The 20,397-nt window shown below is 72.2% G+C and carries 13 protein-coding genes; 7 read left to right on the top strand and 6 right to left on the bottom strand.

Annotated elements, in window-relative coordinates; genetic code table 11:
• The first annotated feature begins 57 nt into the window (after positions 1-57).
• From ACFZDJ_RS29880 to ACFZDJ_RS29850, 7 genes are all read left to right on the top strand, one after another.
• The gene (locus tag ACFZDJ_RS29880) at positions 58-336 is read left to right on the top strand and encodes a YlxR family protein (protein ID WP_101400982.1); all 279 of its coding nucleotides are present in this window, start codon (positions 58-60) and stop codon (positions 334-336) included.
• Positions 337-483: 147 nt separating this feature from the next.
• Positions 484-3,639, top strand: a complete 3,156-nt coding sequence (infB, locus tag ACFZDJ_RS29875; protein ID WP_384912146.1) for a translation initiation factor IF-2 — start codon at positions 484-486, stop codon at positions 3,637-3,639.
• 237 nt (positions 3,640-3,876) lie between these two features.
• Positions 3,877-4,170 (top strand): DUF503 domain-containing protein, encoded by a 294-nt coding sequence (locus tag ACFZDJ_RS29870; protein WP_143609353.1) that lies wholly within the window; start codon positions 3,877-3,879, stop codon positions 4,168-4,170.
• Between the two features lie 33 nt (positions 4,171-4,203).
• Complete coding sequence (rbfA, locus tag ACFZDJ_RS29865) at positions 4,204-4,659, top strand: 30S ribosome-binding factor RbfA (RefSeq protein WP_054232827.1); 456 nt, start codon at positions 4,204-4,206, stop codon at positions 4,657-4,659.
• Entirely contained in the window at positions 4,656-5,561 is a 906-nt protein-coding gene (gene truB / locus ACFZDJ_RS29860) for a tRNA pseudouridine(55) synthase TruB (protein ID WP_168496202.1), read from the top strand. The genes rbfA and truB overlap by 4 nt, the downstream gene beginning before the upstream one ends.
• 254 nt (positions 5,562-5,815) lie before the next feature.
• Positions 5,816-9,478 carry a trypsin-like peptidase domain-containing protein gene (locus ACFZDJ_RS29855; protein WP_391063467.1) on the top strand — a complete coding sequence of 1,221 codons (3,663 nt, stop codon included), beginning with the start codon at positions 5,816-5,818 and terminating at the stop codon, positions 9,476-9,478.
• A gap of 116 nt (positions 9,479-9,594) precedes the next feature.
• On the top strand, positions 9,595-10,548 hold the full coding sequence (locus tag ACFZDJ_RS29850) for a bifunctional riboflavin kinase/FAD synthetase (RefSeq protein WP_168496204.1): 954 nt from the start codon (positions 9,595-9,597) through the stop codon (positions 10,546-10,548).
• Positions 10,549-10,708: 160 nt separating this feature from the next.
• Here the strand turns inward: ACFZDJ_RS29850 and ACFZDJ_RS29845 are convergent, their stop codons facing one another.
• From ACFZDJ_RS29845 to ACFZDJ_RS29820, 6 genes are all read right to left on the bottom strand, one after another.
• Positions 10,709-11,713 carry an oligopeptide/dipeptide ABC transporter ATP-binding protein gene (locus ACFZDJ_RS29845; RefSeq protein ID WP_391063465.1) on the bottom strand — a complete coding sequence of 335 codons (1,005 nt, stop codon included), beginning with the start codon at positions 11,711-11,713 and terminating at the stop codon, positions 10,709-10,711.
• Positions 11,710-12,729: an oligopeptide/dipeptide ABC transporter ATP-binding protein gene (locus tag ACFZDJ_RS29840; protein WP_391063462.1), complete on the bottom strand. Its 1,020-nt coding sequence runs from the start codon at positions 12,727-12,729 to the stop codon at positions 11,710-11,712. Before ACFZDJ_RS29840 ends, ACFZDJ_RS29845 begins: the two co-directional genes overlap by 4 nt.
• Positions 12,726-13,649, bottom strand: a complete 924-nt coding sequence (locus ACFZDJ_RS29835) for an ABC transporter permease subunit (protein ID WP_390933712.1) — start codon at positions 13,647-13,649, stop codon at positions 12,726-12,728. The genes ACFZDJ_RS29840 and ACFZDJ_RS29835 overlap by 4 nt, the downstream gene beginning before the upstream one ends.
• A 23-nt stretch (positions 13,650-13,672) precedes the next feature.
• Positions 13,673-14,740, bottom strand: coding sequence for an ABC transporter permease subunit (locus ACFZDJ_RS29830; RefSeq protein ID WP_390933495.1), 1,068 nt, complete (start codon positions 14,738-14,740; stop codon positions 13,673-13,675).
• 82 nt (positions 14,741-14,822) lie between these two features.
• A complete protein-coding gene (locus ACFZDJ_RS29825) occupies positions 14,823-16,694 on the bottom strand; it encodes an ABC transporter substrate-binding protein (protein ID WP_391063458.1) in 1,872 nt (623 codons plus the stop codon).
• A 357-nt stretch (positions 16,695-17,051) separates the two neighbouring features.
• The gene (locus ACFZDJ_RS29820) at positions 17,052-20,390 is read right to left on the bottom strand and encodes an SCO5717 family growth-regulating ATPase (RefSeq protein WP_391063455.1); all 3,339 of its coding nucleotides are present in this window, start codon (positions 20,388-20,390) and stop codon (positions 17,052-17,054) included.
• Positions 20,391-20,397: the final 7 nt, after the last annotated feature.

The raw sequence follows: 20,397 nt of genomic DNA, 5'->3' as shown, positions 1-20,397 counted from the left end.
AACCGTTCGATTCTTGCCCCAAAGGGGTGAGGTCGGTGCGGGGAGGTAGACTTAAGAGTGTCTGGCCGGACGCGAGCCCGCGCATGCCCTGAACGCACCTGTGTGGGGTGCCGGGAGCGAGCGGCCAAGACTGATCTGCTGCGGATCGTGGCGGTCGAGGGTGAATGTGTCCCCGATCATCGCGGTACGCTGCCCGGCCGGGGCGCATATGTGCACCCCGCCCTGGTCTGTTTCGACCTGGCGGTACGCCGCCGGGCGTTCCCACGGGCGCTGCGTGCCCCGGGACCGCTCGACACAGCGGCGTTGCGCCTCTGTGTCGAGCAGGCAACACCGTAAGGAGCGTCGTACGGAACCCCCGTGCGGCCCTGGTACCCCGCGAGTTGGAAGTAGGTCGAGATTGCGATGAGCACTCGATGAGCACGCGATGAGTACGCCCATGAAGTAGCGACGGTCCGGACGCAACCCGGACCTAAAAGGAGCGAAGTGGCTAAGGTCCGGGTATACGAACTCGCCAAGGAGTTCGGGGTTGAGAGCAAGGTCGTCATGGCCAAGCTCCAAGAGCTCGGTGAATTCGTCCGTTCGGCGTCCTCGACGATCGAGGCGCCCGTTGTACGCAAACTGACTGACGCCCTCCAGCAGGGCAGCGGCGGCGGCAAGCCCGCCCCCGCTCGTAAGGCTGCCCCGGCGAAGCCGGGTGCCCCCTCTCCGGCGCAGGCTGCCCGTCCGGCCGCCCCGCGCCCGCCGGCCCCGAAGCCGGCCGTGGCCGAGCGCCCGGCCGCTGCTCCGGTCACTCCGGCAGCTCCGGCGGCTCCGGTCACCCCGGCTGCTGCGGGCCCGCGCCCGACCCCGGGTCCCAAGCCGGCCCCGAAGCCCGCTCCGGCGGCTCCGGCTCCGGTCGCGGCCGAGTTCACCGCGCCCCCGTCGGCTCCCGCGGCTCCCGCCGCAGGTCCCCGTCCGGGCGCCCCGCGTCCCAGTGGCCAGGCTCCGCGTCCCGGCGGTGCCCGTCCGGCCGGTGGTCCCGGCCAGGGTGGTCAGGGTCGCGGCGACCGTCCCGAGCGCGGCGACCGTCAGGGCGCCCCGCGTCCCGGCGGCCAGGCCCCGCGTCCCGGTGCTCGTCCGGCCGGCCCGCGTCCGGGCAACAACCCGTTCACCTCTGGTGGCTCCACCGGCATGGCGCGCCCGCAGGCGCCCCGTCCGGGCGGTGCCCCGCGTCCCGGTGGCGACCGTCCCGGCGGCGCTCCGCGTCCGCAGGGCGCGGGTCAGGACCGTGGTCCCCGTCCCCAGGGCGGTCCCGGCGGCGCTCCGCGTCCGCAGGGCGGTCCGGGCGGTGCCCGTCCGACTCCGGGCGGCATGCCTCGTCCGCAGGGCGGCGCTCCGCGTCCCGGCGGTGGCCCCGCCGGTAACCGTCCCAACCCCGGCATGATGCCGCAGCGTCCCGCTGCGGGCACTCCCCGTCCCGGTGGTGGCCCCGGTGGCCGCGGTCCCGGTGGCGGCGGCGGTCGTCCCGGTGGTCCCGGTGGCGGCGGCGGTCGTCCGGGCGGCGGCGGCTTCGCCGGTCGTCCCGGTGGCGGCGGTGGCGGCTTCGCAGGTCGTCCGGCTGGTCCCGGCGGTGGCGGCGGCGGTTTCGCCGGTCGTCCCGGTGGTCCCGGCGGTGGCGGCGGTGGCCGTCCCGGCTTCGGCGGTCGTCCGGGTGGTCCCGGTGGCCGTGGTGGCACGCAGGGTGCGTTCGGCCGTCCCGGCGGTCCGGCGCGTCGTGGTCGCAAGTCGAAGCGGCAGAGGCGCCAGGAGTACGAGGCCATGCAGGCCCCGTCGGTCGGCGGCGTGATGCTGCCTCGCGGCAACGGACAGTCCGTCCGCCTGTCGCGCGGTGCGTCCCTCACCGACTTCGCGGAGAAGATCGGCGCCAACCCGGCGTCGCTCGTCGGCGTGATGATGAACCTCGGCGAGATGGTCACTGCCACGCAGTCCGTCTCCGACGAGACGCTGAAGCTCCTCGCGGACGAGATGAACTTCGTCCTCGAGATCGTCAGCCCCGAGGAGGAGGACCGCGAGCTGCTCGAGTCCTTCGACATCGAGTTCGGCGAGGACGAGGGTGGCGAGGAGTTCCTCGTCGCGCGTCCGCCGGTCGTGACCGTCATGGGTCACGTCGACCACGGTAAGACCCGACTGCTCGACACCATCCGCAAGACGAACGTCGTCGCGGGCGAGGCCGGCGGTATCACGCAGCACATCGGTGCGTACCAGGTCACGACCGAGGTCAACGAAGAAGAGCGTCGCATCACCTTCATCGACACCCCGGGTCACGAGGCGTTCACCGCCATGCGTGCCCGTGGTGCCAAGTCGACCGACATCGCGATCCTCGTGGTGGCGGCCAACGACGGTGTGATGCCCCAGACGATCGAGGCGCTGAACCACGCCAAGGCGGCCGACGTGCCGATCGTGGTCGCGGTCAACAAGATCGACGTCGAGGGCGCGGACCCGGTCAAGGTGCGCGGTCAGCTCACCGAGTTCGGTCTGGTGGCCGAGGAGTACGGCGGCGACACGATGTTCGTCGACATCTCCGCCAAGCAGGGTCTGAACATCGACCAGCTGCTGGAGGCCGTGGTCCTGACCGCGGACGCCTCGCTCGACCTGCGGGCCAACCCGGAGCAGGACGCGCAGGGCATCGCGATCGAGTCCCACCTCGACCGCGGCCGTGGTGCCGTCTCGACGGTCCTGGTCCAGCGCGGCACGCTGCGCATCGGCGACACGATGGTGGTCGGCGACGCGTACGGCCGTGTCCGGGCGATGCTCGACGACAACGGCAACAACGTCGAGGAAGCGGGTCCGTCGACCCCCGTCCTGGTCCTGGGTCTCACCAACGTCCCAGGCGCCGGCGACAACTTCCTGGTTGTCGACGAGGACCGCACTGCCCGTCAGATCGCCGAGAAGCGCGCGGCGCGTGAGCGCAACGCCAACTTCGCCCGCCGGGGTGTCCGGTTCTCCCTGGAGAACCTGGACGAGGCCCTCAAGGCCGGTCTGGTGCAGGAACTCAACCTCATCATCAAGGGCGACGCGTCCGGTTCGGTGGAGGCTCTCGAGTCCTCGCTGCTCCAGCTCGACGTCGGCGACGAGGTCGACATCCGTGTCCTGCACCGCGGTGTGGGTGCGGTCACCGAGTCGGACATCAACCTGGCGACCGGCTCCGACGCCATCGTCATCGGCTTCAACGTCCGCGCCGCGGGCCGCGCGGCGCAGATGGCGGAGCGCGAGGGCGTCGACGTCCGGTACTACTCGGTGATCTACCAGGCCATCGAGGAGATCGAGGCGGCCCTCAAGGGCATGCTCAAGCCGGAGTACGAGGAGGTCGAGCTCGGCACGGCGGAGATCCGCGAGGTCTTCAAGTCGTCCAAGCTGGGCAACATCGCCGGTGTCCTGGTCCGCTCGGGCGAGGTCAAGCGCAACACCAAGGCGCGACTCGTCCGCGACGGCAAGGTCATCGCGGAGAACCTCAACATCTCCGGGCTGCGTCGCTTCAAGGACGACGTCACCGAGATCCGCGAAGGCTTCGAGGGCGGTATCAACCTCGGAAACTTCAACGACATCAAGGTCGACGACGTCATCGCGACGTACGAGATGCGCGAGAAGCCGCGGTCGTAACGCAGTGGCTTGAGCTGGCCGACGGTGAGAAGTCACCGTCGGCCAGCTTGCCGTTTGGAAGATCGCGCAGTTCCCCGCGCCCCTCTCAGGGACGCGGGGAACTGTGTGAACGGCCCCCGCCGGTGCGGGGGCGGAAACTCCGTCGAGCGAGCCAGGGGTTCGTTGTACGGTTCTGATGTCCCTGCCAAGCGCATTGGCAGGCCATCTACCCCGTACCGGCGGGACATCCGGTTACACATGTATGTGGGGACGCTGTCCTTCGATCTGCTCCTCGGCGATGTGCACTCGCTCAAGGAGAAACGCTCTCTCGTCCGGCCGATCGTCGCTGAACTCCAGCGGAAGTACGCGGTGAGCGTGGCGGAGACGGGCAACCAGGACCTTCATCGCAGGGCCGAGATCGGCCTGGCGGTGGTCTCCGGAGACACCGAGCACCTCACCGACGTACTGGACCGGTGCGAGCGGTTCGTCGCGGCGCGACCGGAGGTGGAGCTGCTGTCGGTACGGCGCAGACTTCATACAGACGAAGACTGACGGAACAAGCAAGGCGAAGAAGGAGACGGACCAGTGGCCGACAACGCGCGTGCCAAGAGGCTGGCGGACCTCATCCGAGAGGTGGTGGCCCAGAAGCTGCAGCGTGGGATCAAGGACCCGCGGCTCGGCACCCATGTCACCATCACGGACACCCGGGTCACCGGGGACCTCCGGGAGGCGACCGTCTTCTACACGGTCTACGGGGACGACGAGGAGCGCGCGGCCGCGGCCGCGGGCCTGGAGAGCGCCAAGGGCGTGCTCCGCTCGGCGGTCGGCGCGGCGGCGGGCGTGAAGTTCACGCCGACGCTGACCTTCGTCGCGGACGCCCTGCCGGACACCGCCAAGACGATCGAGGACCTGCTCGACAAGGCACGGGCCTCGGACGCGAAGGTGCGCGAGGTCTCGGCCGGTGCCACCTTCGCCGGTGACGCGGACCCGTACAAGAAGCCGGGCGAGGACGACGAGACGGACGGCGACGCCGCGGAATGACGCAGAAGACCAAGACGCCCGACGGGCTTGTCATCGTCGACAAGCCGTCGGGCTTCACTTCGCACGACGTGGTCGCCAAGATGCGCGGGATCGCCAGGACCCGCCGCGTCGGACATGCCGGCACCCTCGACCCCATGGCGACGGGCGTGCTCGTCCTCGGCGTCGAGAAGGCGACCAAGCTCCTCGGGCACCTCGCGCTGACCGAGAAGGAGTACCTGGGGACGATCCGGCTCGGCCAGGACACGCTGACGGACGACGCCGAGGGCGACATCACCTCGTCCACCGACGCCTCTCGGGTGACCCGGGAGGCCATCGACGCCGGGATCGCCAAGCTCACCGGCCGGATCATGCAGGTGCCGTCCAAGGTCAGCGCCATCAAGATCGACGGCGTGCGCTCGTACAAGCGGGCACGCGAGGGCGAGGACTTCGAGATCCCGGCCCGCCCGGTGACGGTCTCCTCGTTCGCGGTGTACGACATCCGGGACGCCGTGGCCGAGGACGGCACGCCGGTGCTCGACCTGGTCGTCTCCGTGGTCTGCTCGTCCGGGACGTACATCCGGGCGCTCGCCCGGGACCTGGGCGCGGACCTGGGCGTCGGCGGTCACCTCACCGCCCTGCGCCGCACCCGCGTCGGCCCGTACAAGCTCGACTCCGCGCGCACCCTCGACCAGCTCCAGGAGGAGCTGACCGTGATGCCGATCGCCGAGGCCGCCGCGGCCGCGTTCCCGCGCTGGGACGTGGACACCAAGCGGGCCCGGCTGCTGCTCAACGGCGTACGCCTGGAGATCCCCGAGGAGTACGCGGGGGTCGGCGCGGTGGCCGTGTTCGACGCCGAGGGCCAGTTCCTCGCGCTGGTGGAGGAACAGAAGGGCAAGGCGAAGAGCCTCGCCGTGTTCGGCTGAGGCCGACGCCTGTTCGTGCTCGGGCACCTGCCCGTGGAGCGGCGGTCACGGGGTTTCGTGCCCGCCGCTCCACGGTCCCCCCTCGGTTCCCCCACCCAAGGGTGTATCCATCCGCTCTGCCCTATTCACCCCTTCGGGCAGGCGCTCGGAGTGAACCGAGGGAGCGGAAGGGGGCGCGTTTCTCGCGTGATCTGTCCCGCTGATCATTTGGCGCCTACCGTCGGAAGCAAGGAGCACGGCGGGGAGGTTCGAGCATGGCGGGACGGGGCCCGCGGGCCGGGAACGAGCAGACACCGGACGACGCCCGCCGCGCGCGGGACGAGACCCTGGTGCGCGTCTGCGACCTGGCCGGACGTCCGCGCGGCGTGGGTTTCGTCGCCGACCACCACGGCACGGTGATCACCAGCCACGAGGCCGTCGACGGTCTGGCCCGCCTCGTGCTGCACGCCCCCGGCGACCGTAGCTGTGTGGTGACCGCGGATGCCGTGACCCCGCTCCCCGAAACCGATCTGGCGCTCGTACGCACCGAGGGCCTCGGCCTCGACCCGCTCCCCGTCACCGTGCGCGAGAGGGTCGAGACCGGCACGTATGTCAGGATCCCCGCGGGCGGCTGGCGCGAGGCCCGGGTGCTGGGCAGCACCACCGTGACGTACGCGGCGACCGATCGCTTCCATCGCCTCGACGAGGCACTGGAGTTGGCGATCGGCACGGCCGGCGCGGACGCGCTCCGGCTGGGCGGCGGGGCGGCCGGGGGACCGGTCATCGACGCCTCGACCGGGGCGGTGATCGGGGTGCTCGGCACCGCGCTGCACACCGAGCACCGGGCGGCGGGTTTCGCGGTCCTCCTGCGCACTCCCGGCGTCACGGGTCCGCTCACCGAACTCCTCGACCGCAACGCCACCACCGTCCCCGCGTACGGGGCCGATCTCAATCCGGCAGGCGTACTCGAACTCACGGCGACCTCGGTGGGCTCGGACGGCCCTGGGGCCGCGACCTCGCCGGGCACCGGCGGCGCAGCGCCCGCCACCGTGGAACGGGCCGCCGTGGTACGGGAGTTCGCGTCCTTCGAGAGCGGCCCGGCCGCCGTCCTCGGACTCGTCGGCCCACCCGGCAGCGGCCGTACGACGGAACTCGCGGCGCTCGCCGCCCGCCGCACCCGCGGCGCCGCGGCGGCCCCCACGCTCTGGCTGCGCGGCGCCGACCTTCTCGCCACGGACACCTCCGTCGCCGACGCGGCCACCCGGGCGCTGGAGCGGGCGGGGCGGATCGTGGCGGCCCCGGAGGTGGGGGCGCGCCGGGAGGCGGGGGTGCTGCCGCCCGGCGGGTACGACGGAGAGCTCGGCGACATCGGTCCCGACCGGCTGGCCCGGCTGGCACGGGCCGCCGGACGGCCCCTGCTGCTCCTCCTCGACGGACCGGAGGAGATGCCGCCCGACCTCGCCCACCGGTTGCCCGAGTGGACCGCGGCAACGGCCGAGTGGCTGCGGGCGAGCGGGGCGCGGCTCGTCGTCGCCTGCCGCGTCGAGTACTGGGAGCAGGCGGGGGTCCAGTTCCCGGCGGAGTCGCTGCACCGGGCCGGTACCGACCCGGAGCCGTCGCTTCCGCCCTGCGTCCCGCTGGGCGGGCTGACCGAGGAGGAGGCGCGGCGGGTCCGCGCGCGGGCCGGGATCCCCGAGGGCGCGCTGGTGGCCGCCGACGCGCGGCATCCGCTGACGCTGCGGCTGCTGGCGGAGGTATGCGCCGCGCTGCCTGACGCGCCGACCCGGCCACTCGACCGGGACGAGGTCTTCGCCGCGCATCTGGACCTGATGTGCCTGCGCGTCGCGGTCCGGCTCGCCGCCGCGAACGGGCTGCGCGGCACGGCCGTACGAAGGCTCGCCGCCCGGGTCTCCGGCCGGGTGCACGAGGCCGCGCGGCGCTGCCTGGGGCCCGGTCAGGGCCGGCTGGACCGCGCGTCCTTCGAGGCCGTCTTCCCCTGGGGTCCCGCCCCGGGACGTATCACCGGCTGGGCCTCCACCGTCCTCACCGAGGGCCTCCTGGTCCCCGCCGGGAGCGGCTACCGGTTCGCCCACGAGGAGCTCGCCGACTGGATCCAGGGCACTCACCTGGATGTGGACCCGGCTCTGCACGCCCTGGTCCACCGGTGCCGCGAAGCCTGGCGTACCGAGCGGGTACCGGCCCAGTGGACGCCCGCACACCCATCCGCCCAGAGCCGTTCCGTGCCCGTCCCGCGCCACCGCATCGGCCCCGTCGTGCAGGCCCTCCTCCTGTTGGCCCGGCATCAGGGCGCCGGTGCTCTGGGCCGCCGCCTCGAAGACCTCGTCGAGGCCGTCGACGACCTGCTGGCGGAGGAGTCCGCCCAGACCGCGGACGGCACGGCGATCGGCGACGGTGCCCCGACCGGGGACGGCATCTGGTGGGCCACCCACCTCCTCGCCGACGTCCTGGTGCGCGTGCCCGACGCGACCCCGTACACCCGGGTGCTGGGGCTGCTCGTCGAGCGGATCGTGGCCTGGCGGACCGAAGGCCGGGGTGTGCCGGCGGAGTTCGGGCCCTCCTTCTGGGAGGCGCTGCCGCTGCCGGAGGCGGAGCGGTTCGATCTGCTCAGGCGCCTGGTCGTCGTGGACGGGGCGCCGCGTCAGGCGAGCCCGGCCGAGGGGTCCCGCACCGTCGCAGGCGCCCACCGCCGCCGTCCCCCGGAGGCCCCGCGCTACCTGGACGCCGTCGCCCGACTCCTCGCCGCCGACCCCACGGCCGTACAGCCCCACCTCATTCCCTGGTTCGACGACGACCGGCCGTTGCCCGCGACACCCCACGCGACCGTGGCGACCGCCGCGCAGGCCCTGCTGTACGCGCACCGGCGGCGCGCCCTGGACGACCTCGCCGAGGCCCTGGTCGACCGCGCCCACCGGCGCGGGGACGAGCTGCTGGCCGTGCTCGCCGAGGAGGAGCCCTCCGCCGTGTGCCGGGCGGTGGACCGGTGGGCGCACGACGAGCGCCCGGCCCGGCGGGTGGCGGCGATGGCGTACGGGCTGCGCGCCGCGCCGCATGTGCGCACCGAGGCCGACCGCGAGCTGCTGCGCTACGCGGCGCTGACCCTGCTCGCCAGCCCCGCCGACTGCACGCTGCACGGTGGCGCCCTCGGCCTGCTCGTACGGGACCCGTGGACGCGGGCCCGGTACCTGCCGCAGGCGCTGGAGCGCTTCGCCGCAGGCGATCCGCGGCTGCCCGCCGGCGCGCTGGTCGCCGCCCTGAACACGCATCCCGACCCGGTGCTCGAAGCCTTTCGGGTCCGGCTGCGACAGCCGGGCGCGGACACCTCGGAGGCGCTGCGCACGCTCGCCGACGTCACCACGCCCGCGCTCGCCCGCCGTGTGGGCGTGCTGGTCAGGGAAGTGGTGGAGCTGTGCCCCGAGGCCGCCGCGCACGTCGCCGCCTACGTCGACCGGCGCCTCGAACACGGATCCGCGGCACGATCCGTCCTCTTCCCGCTGGTCACCGGTCTGCTGGTCGGCTGCCCGGCTCCGGTGCGGGCGGCCCTCGCGGCCGTCCTGGCGGCGCCGGGCAGCCAGGACTGCGACCCGTTGCGGCGCGAGCTGCTGGACCTGCTGCTCGCGCACGAGCAGGACCCGGCCGTCCTCGACACCCTGCTGCGGGCCGCCGCGGACGGCGCGGCCCGCCGGGGCGAGGAACCCACCCGTGAGCTGGTGCACCGCACGGGCCTGCTCCTCGTCCGCACCCCGGCCGGAGCCACCGGATTCGACCGCGGTCTGGTCGAGCTGGCCCATCAGGTCCCCGGCTTCGCGACCCTGGTGGCACGCTGGCTGACCGGCTCCCCCGACGAGTGGGCCGTGGTGGTCGGCCCGAGCACCCGCCGCATGATCGAGAACCTCGCCGGGGTACGGGTTCCGGCCTGAACCGTGCGCGATGCGTCACACCCCGATGCCGATGCGAACCGAGCGCACTCGGCATGGCACCCTTAGAGCTGCGAATGAGGCAATGACGGACACGGGTTCGACAAGGAGCGGTCACAGTGCAGCGCTGGCGTGGCTTGGAGGACATCCCCGAGGACTGGGGGCGCAGCGTCGTCACCATCGGTTCCTACGACGGGGTGCACCGCGGACACCAGCTGATCATCAAGCATGCCGTGGACCGCGCCCGTGAGCTGGGCGTTCCCTCCGTCATGGTGACCTTCGACCCGCACCCCAGCGAGGTCGTGCGCCCCGGCAGCCACCCCCCGCTGCTCGCCCCGCACCACCGCCGCGCCGAGCTGTGCGCCGAGCTGGGTGTGGACGCGCTGCTCATCCTCCCCTTCACCACCGAGTTCTCGAAGCTGTCGCCCGCCGACTTCGTGGTGAAGGTCCTCGTCGACAAGCTGCACGCCAAGGCCGTCGTCGAGGGCCCGAACTTCCGTTTCGGCCACAAGGCCGCCGGCAATGTCGACTTCCTGCGCGAGCAGGGCAAGACGTACGACTTCGACGTCGAGGTGGTGGAGCTGTACGTGAGCGGTTCCGCCGGGGGCGGCGAGCCCTTCTCCTCGACCCTGACCCGGCGGCTGGTCGCCGAGGGCGATGTCGAGGGCGCGCGCGAGATCCTGGGCCGCCCGCACCGCGTCGAGGGGATCGTCGTCCGCGGCGCCCAGCGCGGCCGCGAGCTCGGCTTCCCCACCGCCAACGTCGAGACCCTCCCGCACACCGCGATCCCCGCCGACGGCGTCTACGCCGGCTGGCTGCACGTCGGGGGCGAGGCGATGCCCGCCGCGATCTCCGTCGGCACGAACCCGCAGTTCGACGGCACCGAGCGCACGGTGGAGGCGTACGCCATCGACCGCGTCGGCCTCGATCTGTACGGCCTGCACGTCGCCGTCGACTTCCTCGCCTACGTCCGCGGCATGGCCAAGTTCGACTCCATCGAGGCGCTGCTGGAAGCCATCGCGGACGATGTGAAGCGCTCGCGCGAGCTGATCGAGGCGTACGAGGGGGAGTGACTCCGTCGTACGCGGCAGGGGCGCCGGTGCTTTCGAAGGCACCGGGCGCCCCTTTTCACGTACGGAGTGCCCAGCTGTACGTCCTCTGCTTCACGTACTGAGTTCCCAGCCGCACGTCCTCTGCTTCACGTACTGAGTTCCCAGCCCCACGCCCTCTGCTTCACGTACCGAGCCGTGCCCAGTGGCATGCCACCTGTGCCTCGCCGCTGCCGTTCAGTACCTCCGGGTCCTCGCCCCGGCACGCGTCCGCGACGCCCGCCCGTTCGGCCTCTCCGCTCGCCAGGATCTGGCAGCGTGCGTGGAAGCGGCAGCCGGCGGGGATGCGGGAGGGGTCCGGGGGTTCGCCGGTGAGGACCACCGGGGCGCCCGGGGCCTCCGGGAGGACGGACAACAGGGCCTGGGTGTAGGGATGCCGGGGCGCGGTCAGGACCTTCTCCACCTCGCCCGTCTCCACGATCCGGCCCAGGTACATCACCGCGACCCGGTCGGCGATGTTCCACGCCAGCCCCAGGTCGTGCGTCACCACCAGGGCGGACAGGCCGAGTTCGGTGCGCAGCCGCAGGAGCAGGGCGAGGATCTCGCCGCGTACCGACGCGTCGAGGGAGGCCACCGGCTCGTCGGCGACGATGAGTTCGGGCTCCAGTACCAGCGCGCCCGCGATGACGACGCGCTGGCGCTGACCGCCGGACAGCTCGTGCGGGTAGCGCAGGAAGAAGCGCTCCGGCGGGCGCAGACCGGCCCGGGAGAGGGCTTCGGCGACCGCCGCCCGCTCGTCGCCGCCGTACCTGTGGATGCGCAGTCCCTCGGCCACCGCGTCGTACACCGTGTGCCGGGGGTTGAGCGAGCCGCTGGGATCCTGCAGGACCAGCTGGACGCGCTTGCGGTAGGCCTTGAGGGCGCGTGCGGAGTAGTCGAGCGGCCTTCCGTCGAAGGTGACGAGGCCGTCCGTCGGCGGGACCAGACCGAGCAGGGAGCGGGCCAGCGTCGTCTTGCCGCAGCCCGACTCGCCGACCAGGGCGACGATCTCGCCGGGGCGGATGTCGAGGTCGACCCCGTCCACGGCACGTGCGCGGGCGGCGCCGTGACGTCCGGGGAAGGCGATGTGCAGGCCCTCGGCCCGGAGCAGAGGAGCCGCGCCCGCCGGGGGCACAGGGGTGGTGGTCATGGGGCGCTGCTCCTGGCTTCTTCGGCCGGGATGCCCGGCTCGGGGACGGTCGCGCCGGCGTGCACACAGGCGGCCCAGCGCCCCGCACCCGCCTCCCGCAGTGCCTGATCCTCGCTCGCACAGCTGTCCAGCGCCACCGCACACCGGGGATGGAACGTACAACCGGACGGCAGCGCCGACGGGTCCGGTGGATCGCCCGGCAGTCCGCGCGGCGCGAACCGCGAGGCGGCGTCGCCGATGCGCGGGAACGCCGCCGACAGCGCCTTGCCGTACGGGTGCCGGGCCGCCTCGTACACCTGCCGGGCCGGGCCCTCCTCGACGACACGGCCCGCGTACATCACCGCGAGCCGGTCGCAGGTGTCGGCGAGCACAGCCAGGTCGTGGCTGATCATGATCAGGCCCAACTCCTGCTCGGCGACGAGCTGTTCGATCAGACGCAGGATCTGGGCCTGGATCATCACGTCCAGGGCCGTGGTCGGTTCGTCGGCGATGACGAGCCGGGGGTCGCAGGCCAGCGCCATGGCGATCATGACGCGTTGGCGCTGCCCGCCGGACAGCTCGTGCGGGTAGGCGTTCGCTCGGGCGGCGGGCAGACCCACGTGCTCCAGCAGCTCGCCGGTCTTCTTCTTCGCGCCCGCCGGGGTCGCCTTCTTGTGGAGCAGGATCGGCTCGGCGATCTGGTCGCCGACGCGGTGCACGGGGTTGAGGGAGTGCATCGCGCCCTGGAAGACGATCGAGGCGCCCGCCCAGCGGACCGCCCGTACCCGGCCCCACTTCATCGTCAGCACGTCCTCGCCGTCGAGCAGGATCTCCCCGCTCGTACGGGTACCCGTGGGCAGCAGTCGCAGCAGTGCGAGCGCCAGCGTGGACTTGCCGCAGCCGGACTCGCCCGCGATACCGAGCTTCTGGCCCGCGTCGAGGGAGAGGTCCACGCCGCGTACCGCGGCCGCCCCGCCCGCGTACGTCACCTCGAGGTTTCTGACCTCCAGCAGACGCCGCTTCGCCGGAGCGCTCATCGGGTCACCCCCAGCTTGGGGTTGAGGACCGACTCGACCGCGCGTCCGCACAGCGTGAACGCCAGCGCCACCACCGCGATCGCGACCCCCGGCGGCACCAGGTACCACCACTTGCCCGCGCTGACCGCGCCCGCCTCCCGCGCGTCCTGGAGCAGCCCGCCCCAGGACACGACCGTCGGATCGCCGAGGCCGAGGAAGGCGAGGGTCGCCTCGGCGAGGATCGCGGAGGAGATGATCAGGGTGGTCTGCGCCAGCACCAGCGGCATCACATTGGGCAGCACGTGCCGGGACATGATGTGCCAGTGCCCGCCGCCGAGCGCCTTCGCCCGCTCGATGTAGGGCCGCGACTCCACGGCGAGGGTCTGCGCCCGCACCAGCCGGGCCGTCGTCGGCCAGGTGGTGACGCCGATCGCCAGGATGATCGTGCCGATCGAGCGCGACATCACGGTCATCAGCGCGATCGCGAGCACCAGCGTCGGCATCACCAGGAACCAGTCCGTGATCCGCATGATCACGGTCGCGTACCAGCCGCGGAAGTGGCCCGCGGTGATGCCGATGAGCGCGCCGATCGCGACGGAGAGCACGGCGGCGAGCAGCCCGACGAGCAGCGAGACCCGGGCGCCCCACACCACGAGCCCGAGCAGATTGCGCCCGAACTGGTCGGTGCCGAGCGGGAATCGGGCACTGGGGCTCTCCATCGGGCCGCCCGGCGCGTCGGTCACGCTCTGCACGTCGGAGCCGACGGTCAGCGGCGCGGTCAGGGCGATCAGCGCGAAGAGGGAGAGGGCGGCCAGTCCGAAGACGCCCGCCCGGTGGGTGCGGTACTGCCGCCAGAAGCGGGCGGCGGAGTGGCGGCGGCGCTGCCAGGCGAGGGTGCGCGGGCCGACTGTGGCCACCTGCGGGGTTGCTTCGGTCGTCATCGGCCCGTCCGACTCGGTCGTGGTCATCGGCCCACCCGTGGGTCCAGCAGCGGATAGATCAGATCGGCCAGGGTGTTCATCACGATCACCGCCGAGGCGAAGACGAAGAACAGCCCCTGGACCAGCGGCAGATCGGGCACGCTCAGCGCCTGGTAGAAGAGCCCGCCCAGGCCCGGCCAGGAGAAGACGGTCTCGACGAGGATCACTCCCGCGACCGTCCGGCCGAGGTTGATGAAGATGAGGGTGACGGTCGGCAGCAGCGCGTTCGGAACGGCATGCCGACGGCGGACGAGATCGTCCCGCAGCCCCTTCGCGCGCGCCGTCGTCAGATAGTCGCTGCCCATCTCGTCGAGCAGCGCCGAGCGGGTGACCAGCAGGGTCTGCCCGTACTCGACGGCGACCAGCGTCACCACCGGCAGGATCAGATGGTGGGCGACATCGAGGACGTAGGCGAAGCCCTCCTTGCCCCCCGACTCCATGCCGCCGGTCGGGAACAGGCCCGGGATCGGGCCCATGCCCACCGAGAAGACGATGATGAGCAGCAGACCGAGCCAGAAGGACGGGATCGAGTACAGCGTCAGGGCCAGACCGGTGTTGAGGCGGTCGCTCGTGCCGCCGTTGCGCCAGGCGGAGCGGGTGCCGATGAAGATGCCGAGCGCGGTGTAGAGCACGAACGCCGTGCCGGTGAGCAGGAGGGTGTTCGGCAGCGCTTCGGAGATCTTGTCGATGACGGGGGCCCGGAACTGGTACGAGGTGCCCAGGTCGCCGGTGAGGGCCTTGCCGCAGTAGTCGGTGAACTGCTGCCACAGCGGCAGATCGAGTCCGAACTCCGTCCGGTAGTGGGCGAGTTGCTCGGCGGATACCTGACGGCCGCCCGTCATGTACTTCACCGGATCGCCGGGGATGAGACGGAAGAGGAAGAAGCTGGTGACGAGGACGGCCAGCAGCGAGACGGCCGCGCCGCCCAACTTGCCCGCCACGTACCGTAGATACGCGGTGGTGGTGCGCGCCCGTGGCCCGCGGACCGACGGCCCGGCCAGGGCCGGACCGTCGGTCGCCTCGACCAGCGAGGGTGTTGCCTCAGCGGTCATGAACTACTCATTCGCTCGTACGTTCATGGGGTGCCCGTGGGGGTCGGGAGACGGGAGACGGGGGACGGGTGGCAGGGGAGGTCTACTCGCGGTCCTCGGCCGTGGCGCGACGTCGCATCGCGAAGAACGCCCCGACGCCCGCGAGGACGACGACGCCCGCGACGATGCCGATGATGACGCCCGTCGAGCTCGAACCGTCGGAGGACGCACCGGAGGCGTCGGCCGGAACCGCCGACCACCAGCTCCAGTAACCGTCCTGGCCGTAGATGTTGCCAGCGGCCTTGGGCATCGTCTCGATCGACTTGATCTGGTCGGTGCGGTAGGCCTCGACCGCGTTCGGGTACGCCATGACGTTCATGTACCCGGTCTCGTAGAGCCGCGACTCCATCTGCTTGACGATGTCCGCCCGCTTGGCGGTGTCGTACTCGGCGAGCTGCTGGTCGTACAGCTCGTCGTACTTCTTGTCGCAGATGAAGTTGTCCGTCGCTCCCGTGTCCTTGGAGGTGGCGGGCAGCGCCCCGCAGGTGTGGATGGACAGCACGAAGTCGGGGTCCGGGTTGACGGACCAGCCGTCGAAGGCCAGGTCGTACTTGCCGGCCAGCCAGGGGTCGGTCACGTTGTCGAGGCAGTTGAGGGTGACGCCGATGCCCAGCTTGCCGAACCACTCCTTCACGTACTGTCCGACCGCCTTGTCGTTCGGGTCGGTGGCGTGACAGAGGATCCGGTAATCGATCGGCTTGCCGTTCTTCTCGACGCGCTTGCCGTCGGCGTTCTTCTTGTAGCCCGCCGCGTCGAGGAGCTGGGCCGCCTTGGCCGGGTCGTACGCGAGCTCCTGGCTCGCCGACGGCTTCCAGTGGTACGTGGAGAAGCGCGGCGGGATGTATCCCTCGCCCTCGACGGCATGGCCCTGGAAAACCTTGTCGATGAGGGTCTTCCGGTCGATCGCCATGAAGAGCGCCTGGCGCACCTTCTCGTTCAGCAGCGACTCGGCGCCGTCACCGAAGTGCTTGCCGTCCTTGGACTGGGCGCCGGGGTTGGTGGCGAGGGCGTAGAAGCGACGGCCCGGAGCATCGTTGACCTTGATGTTCGGCTCGCCCTTGAGGGACGCCGCCTGGGCGGGGGTCAGCGCGGGGGAGCCCGCGACGAAGGAGACCTCGCCCTTGCGCAGGGCGGCCACCGCGGCGTCCTGGTCCTTGAAGTACTTGAAGACCAGCTCGTCGAACTTGGGGGCGCCGCGCCAGAAGGTCTTGTTCGGCCTCAGCCGCACATAGCTGTCGGCCTTGTAGTCGGTCAGGACGAACGGCCCGTTGCCGACGATCGGGAAGCTCTGGTCGTTGTTGAACTTCGAGAAGTCCTTGACCTTCTCCCAGATGTGCTGGGGGACGATCGGCACATCGAGCGCGCCCATCGTGGCCTGCGGCTTCTTCAGCTCGATGACGAGCTGGGTGGGGCTCGGGGCGGTGACCTTCCTGAAGTTGGTGACGAAACTTCCGTTGGCGGTGGCCGCGCCCTGGTCCGTCATCATCTTGTTGAACGTCCACGCCGCGTCCGCGGCGGTGGCCTGCTGACCGTCCGACCACTTGGAGTTCGAGCGGATCGTGTAGGTCCAGGTGAGCTTGTCGGCGGACGGCTCCCACTTGGTGGCCAGGCCCGGGACGGTGTGGTTGTCGGCGGGGTCGTAGTTGGTCAGGTACTCGTACATGAGCCGGTGGATGCTCGTACTGAGCAGGCGCGAGGCCAGGAAGGGGCTCAGCGAGTCGACGCTCTGCGCGACCGCGACGGTGAGGACCTTCTTGCTCTCCTTGGCCTGCTGGCTCCCCTTGGCCTGGGCCTGTTGCGGGGCCGGGTTGAGCGGGGTCGCGAGACCGGCGGAGAGGGTGAGCGCGGCGGCGGCTGCGGCGGCGAGGAGCCGGGGGCGCAGACGTCCTCTGTTGGGCTGATCGTGTCTGTTCATGGGTCGGTGACCTCGCGTCATCGCTCGCACAGGGATGGCTGGTTGACCTACTGGATCAGGGTGATCGGGGGACGCCGGCGGGATTGATGTGTGTGTCTATCAGCGGCGGTCTCGGCGCGTCAACGGCGCGTGAACCCCGTGTGGCCTGCGGAAATAACGAGTTGGCGCGGATTTTTCGCTCATTGGTTCAGACCGGTGAAGCCCTCCTGGCCAGGGGGTGACGCCCTGTTTCGTGCCTGGACACGCGAAGGCCCGCACCCTGGGGGAAGGGCGCGGGCCTCGGCGAGAAACGGTGGCCCTGAAGGGCCCGATCGGGTTACTGATGTCCGGTTGTCGACGTCTGGCGTCGATGGCCGGTTACTGCTGTGGGGGTGCGGGCGGGGGAGGGGTCTGAGGGGGCTGGCCCTGGTACGGCGGGTAGGGCTGACCCGGCTGACCCGGCTGACCCGGCTGACCCGGCTGACCGGGCTGACCCGGCTGACCGGGCTGGAACTGCTGGCCCGGCTGCGGATAGGCCTGGCCGGGCTGCGGGGGTCCCGCGTACGGCTGGCCCGGCTGCTGGGGATAAGGCTGCTGCCCCGGCATCGGCGCTCCAGGCACTCCCTGCGGGTAGGGGTACTGACCCGGCATCGGCGGGGCGGCCACCGGCGGCGGGTTGCCGTCGTTCGTCCACAGCCCGTGCGACTGCTGGTGCCGGACGATGTCCTCGGCGACCAGCGCGGACAGGTTGAAGTACGCCTCCCGCACCTTGGGCCGCATCATGTCGAGGTCGACCTCGGCACCCGCGGCCAGGTGCTCGTCGAAGGGCACGACCACGACACCACGGCAGCGTGTCTCGAAGTGGCCGACGATGTCCTCCACCTTGATCGTCTTGCCGGTCTCGCGGACACCGGAGATGACGGTGATGGAGCGCGACACCAGTTCCGCGTACCCGTGCGCCGACAGCCAGTCCAGCGTCGTACTGGCACTGCTGGCACCGTCGACGGACGGAGTGGAGATGATGATGAGCTGGTCGGCGAGGTCGAGCACCCCACGCATGGCGCTGTACAGCAGACCGGTGCCCGAGTCGGTCAGAATGATCGGGTACTGCTTGCCCAGGACGTCGATCGCGCGCCGGTAGTCCTCGTCGTTGAAGGTCGTGGAGACGGCCGGGTCGACGTCGTTGGCGATGATCTCCAGACCGGAGGCGGCCTGCGAGGTGAACCGCCGGATGTCCATGTACGAGTTCAGGTACGGGATCGCCTGCACGAGGTCACGGATGGTGGCCCCGGTCTCGCGGCGCACCCGGCGTCCGAGCGTGCCCGCGTCCGGGTTGGCGTCGATCGCGAGGATCTTGTCCTGCCGCTCGGTGGCGAGCGTGGAGCCGAGCGCGGTGGTGGTCGTCGTCTTGCCGACACCGCCCTTGAGGCTGATGACGGCGATCCGGTAGCACGACAGCACCGGCGTCCGGATCAGCTCCAACTTCCGCTGCCGCTCGGCCTCTTCCTTCTTCCCGCCGAGCTTGAACCGAGAGGAGCCGCCGGAGGGACGACCGCTCTTGGCCTTCTGCTTCTTGTTGTTGAGCAGCCGGTCGGAGGACAACTCCACCGCGGCCGTGTACCCGAGCGGGGCGGCGGCCGGGTTGGTGGGCTGACGCTGGTCGTGCTGGATGGGCTGCGGCCAGGCGGCTCCGGTACGGGGGTCCACCGGCGGCTGGGGCTGCGCCTGCCGGGCCTCCGGCTGCGGTCCCGGGTGGGGCTGCTGCGGGAAGCCGTAGCCGCCCTGCTGGGGCGCGTTCGGAGCCGGGGGCTGGGGGAAGCCGTAGCCCGACTGCGGGCCGGGAGCCTGCGGTGCGGGGGGCTGGGGCACGTTGGCCTGCGGCGCGTCGGTCTGTGGCGCGGCGGCCTGCGGTGGGGTCGGCTGGGGAGCGGGGGCGCCCGTCTGCGGGAACCCGTAGCCGCTCTGCTGCGGTCCCGGCTGGGACGGGACGGGGGCGCTCGGCTGTGGGAACCCGTAACCGGTCGGCGGGGCCGGGGGGTTGGGCGCGGCGGGAGCCGGGATCCCGGGGTGCGGGAAGCCGTAACCGTCCTGCGGCGCGGGCGGGGCGGGCGGCGCGGGTACGGGAGCGTCGGCGACCGGCGGGGCCACGGGGCCCGGCGCGGGCGGCGTGCCCAGCGGATGCCAGGCGGCGGGCGCGGGCTGGGGAGCCTGCGGCTGGAACGGCGGCTGCGGCTGGGCGACCGGCGGTTGCGGCGGGGCCGTCGGCTGGGCGGGCGGCGGTCCCGGGTGGGGCTGCTGCTGGGACTGCTGATGGGGGAAGCCGTAGCCACCCTGCTGGGGCGGCACGGGCGGTTGTCCCTGCGCGGCGGTCGGCTGGGGCGGCACGGGCGGCTGTCCCTGCGCGGCGGTCGGCTGCGGCGGCACGGGGGCCTGGCCCTGCGCGGCCGTCGGTTGCGGCTGCTGAGGGGGCCCGGGCTGCGGTGGCACGACCGGCTGGGGCGAGGGCCACTGGGCCGCGGGGGCCGGGGCGGCGGGCTGGTAGGCGGGCGGCAGCGGCGGCAGTCCGCTCTGCGGCATCGGCGGGGGCGCCCAGGCGGGTGCGGCGGCCTGCGCGTCCTGCGCTATGTCGGTCCCGGCGTTCTGTGAGGTGTCCTGGGGCCAGTCGTCGAAGACCTCGGCATCCTGCGCCGCCGCGTCCGGGGTTACGGGGGCCTCGGGAGCGGAGTCCTGAGGCGCGGTCTCCGCGTCAGTGGCACCCTCGGTACCCACGGCACCCTCGACGTCGCCGTCAGAGGCACCCGCGGGCTCCTTGAAGCCACCGTCGGCTGCTGCTGTGGCGGCGTCCTCGGAGTCGTCGTCGCCCGCGTCGGCCGGAACCTCCGAGGCCTCGGCCTCACCAGGCGGGCCGTCTTCACCACCGGTCGGGTCCGTCACGTCGGCCCCGACGTCCGTGGACTCCTGCGCGTGTCCCGCGGCGGACTCGGTGGCGGCGGAGCCGTCGCCCACGGGGCTGTTGTCGGAGCCGTCGCCCGCAGGGGCGGCGCCGGTGCCGTCGTGCTCGCTCGTGCCCGCGTTCGCGCCTTCCGTCGGCGAGGACACCTCCCCGCCTGCCGCGGCCTCACCGGAGGCAGGGGCGGACTGCTGCTCCCCGGCCGGCACGGCGGGCGCGCTCAGCTCGAAGTCACCGCCGGTCGTGTCCTCGCCCTCCGGTCGGTCACCGACCGGCTCGCCCTCGGCGCCGGCGGTGTCCCCGGCCGGGCCGGCGGACGTTTCCTCGGCGGTCCGGGGCGCGGCCTCCCGCTCAGCGAACTCACGCTTGAGCGCGGCGGCGGAGAACCTCATGGTCGCGCCGCTCTCGATGTCACCGCTCCCGAGACCGGCCTCGTCGGCCGGTACGGTCGGCGGCGTCCAGGCAGGCTGCGGTCCGGACGCGGGAACGGCCGGAGGCGCCGGCACGGCCGGAGACACCGGCGCTGTCGGCGGAACCGGTGCGGCCGGGTCGAACGACACCGGCGCGGCGGACGGCGCGGGAGGAGCCGGGGGAGGTGGAGTCGGCGAGGCCTGGGCCGAATGGCCCGACGCGTTCTGCGTGTACCAGGCGGGCGGCGCGTAGTCGATGGTGAACTCGCCCGTCGCCTCGACGGCGGACTCCGCGTCGGACTGGTCATCGCCGGGTGTGGCCCAGCCCCCGCGGATCCCGTCCCGATCGCTGTTCACAATTCCT

This window comes from Streptomyces sp. NPDC007896 (genome assembly GCF_042959425.1).
Classification (GTDB): domain Bacteria; phylum Actinomycetota; class Actinomycetes; order Streptomycetales; family Streptomycetaceae; genus Streptomyces.
This window is presented reverse-complemented; position numbering and strand designations above follow the sequence as displayed.

What these genes read in the sequence shown, in the direction of transcription:
- ACFZDJ_RS29840 (WP_391063462.1), bottom strand. Translation starts at nt 12,729, where the DNA reads ATGAGCGCTCCGGCGAAGCGGCGTCTGCTGGAGGTCAGAAACCTCGAG.
- ACFZDJ_RS29830 (WP_390933495.1), bottom strand. Translation starts at nt 14,740, where the DNA reads ATGACCGCTGAGGCAACACCCTCGCTGGTCGAGGCGACCGACGGTCCG.
- truB (WP_168496202.1), top strand. Translation starts at nt 4,656, where the DNA reads ATGACGCAGAAGACCAAGACGCCCGACGGGCTTGTCATCGTCGACAAG.
- ACFZDJ_RS29845 (WP_391063465.1), bottom strand. Translation starts at nt 11,713, where the DNA reads ATGACCACCACCCCTGTGCCCCCGGCGGGCGCGGCTCCTCTGCTCCGG.
- ACFZDJ_RS29825 (WP_391063458.1), bottom strand. Translation starts at nt 16,694, where the DNA reads ATGAACAGACACGATCAGCCCAACAGAGGACGTCTGCGCCCCCGGCTC.
- ACFZDJ_RS29855 (WP_391063467.1), top strand. Translation starts at nt 5,816, where the DNA reads ATGGCGGGACGGGGCCCGCGGGCCGGGAACGAGCAGACACCGGACGAC.
- ACFZDJ_RS29835 (WP_390933712.1), bottom strand. Translation starts at nt 13,649, where the DNA reads ATGACGACCGAAGCAACCCCGCAGGTGGCCACAGTCGGCCCGCGCACC.
- ACFZDJ_RS29870 (WP_143609353.1), top strand. Translation starts at nt 3,877, where the DNA reads ATGTATGTGGGGACGCTGTCCTTCGATCTGCTCCTCGGCGATGTGCAC.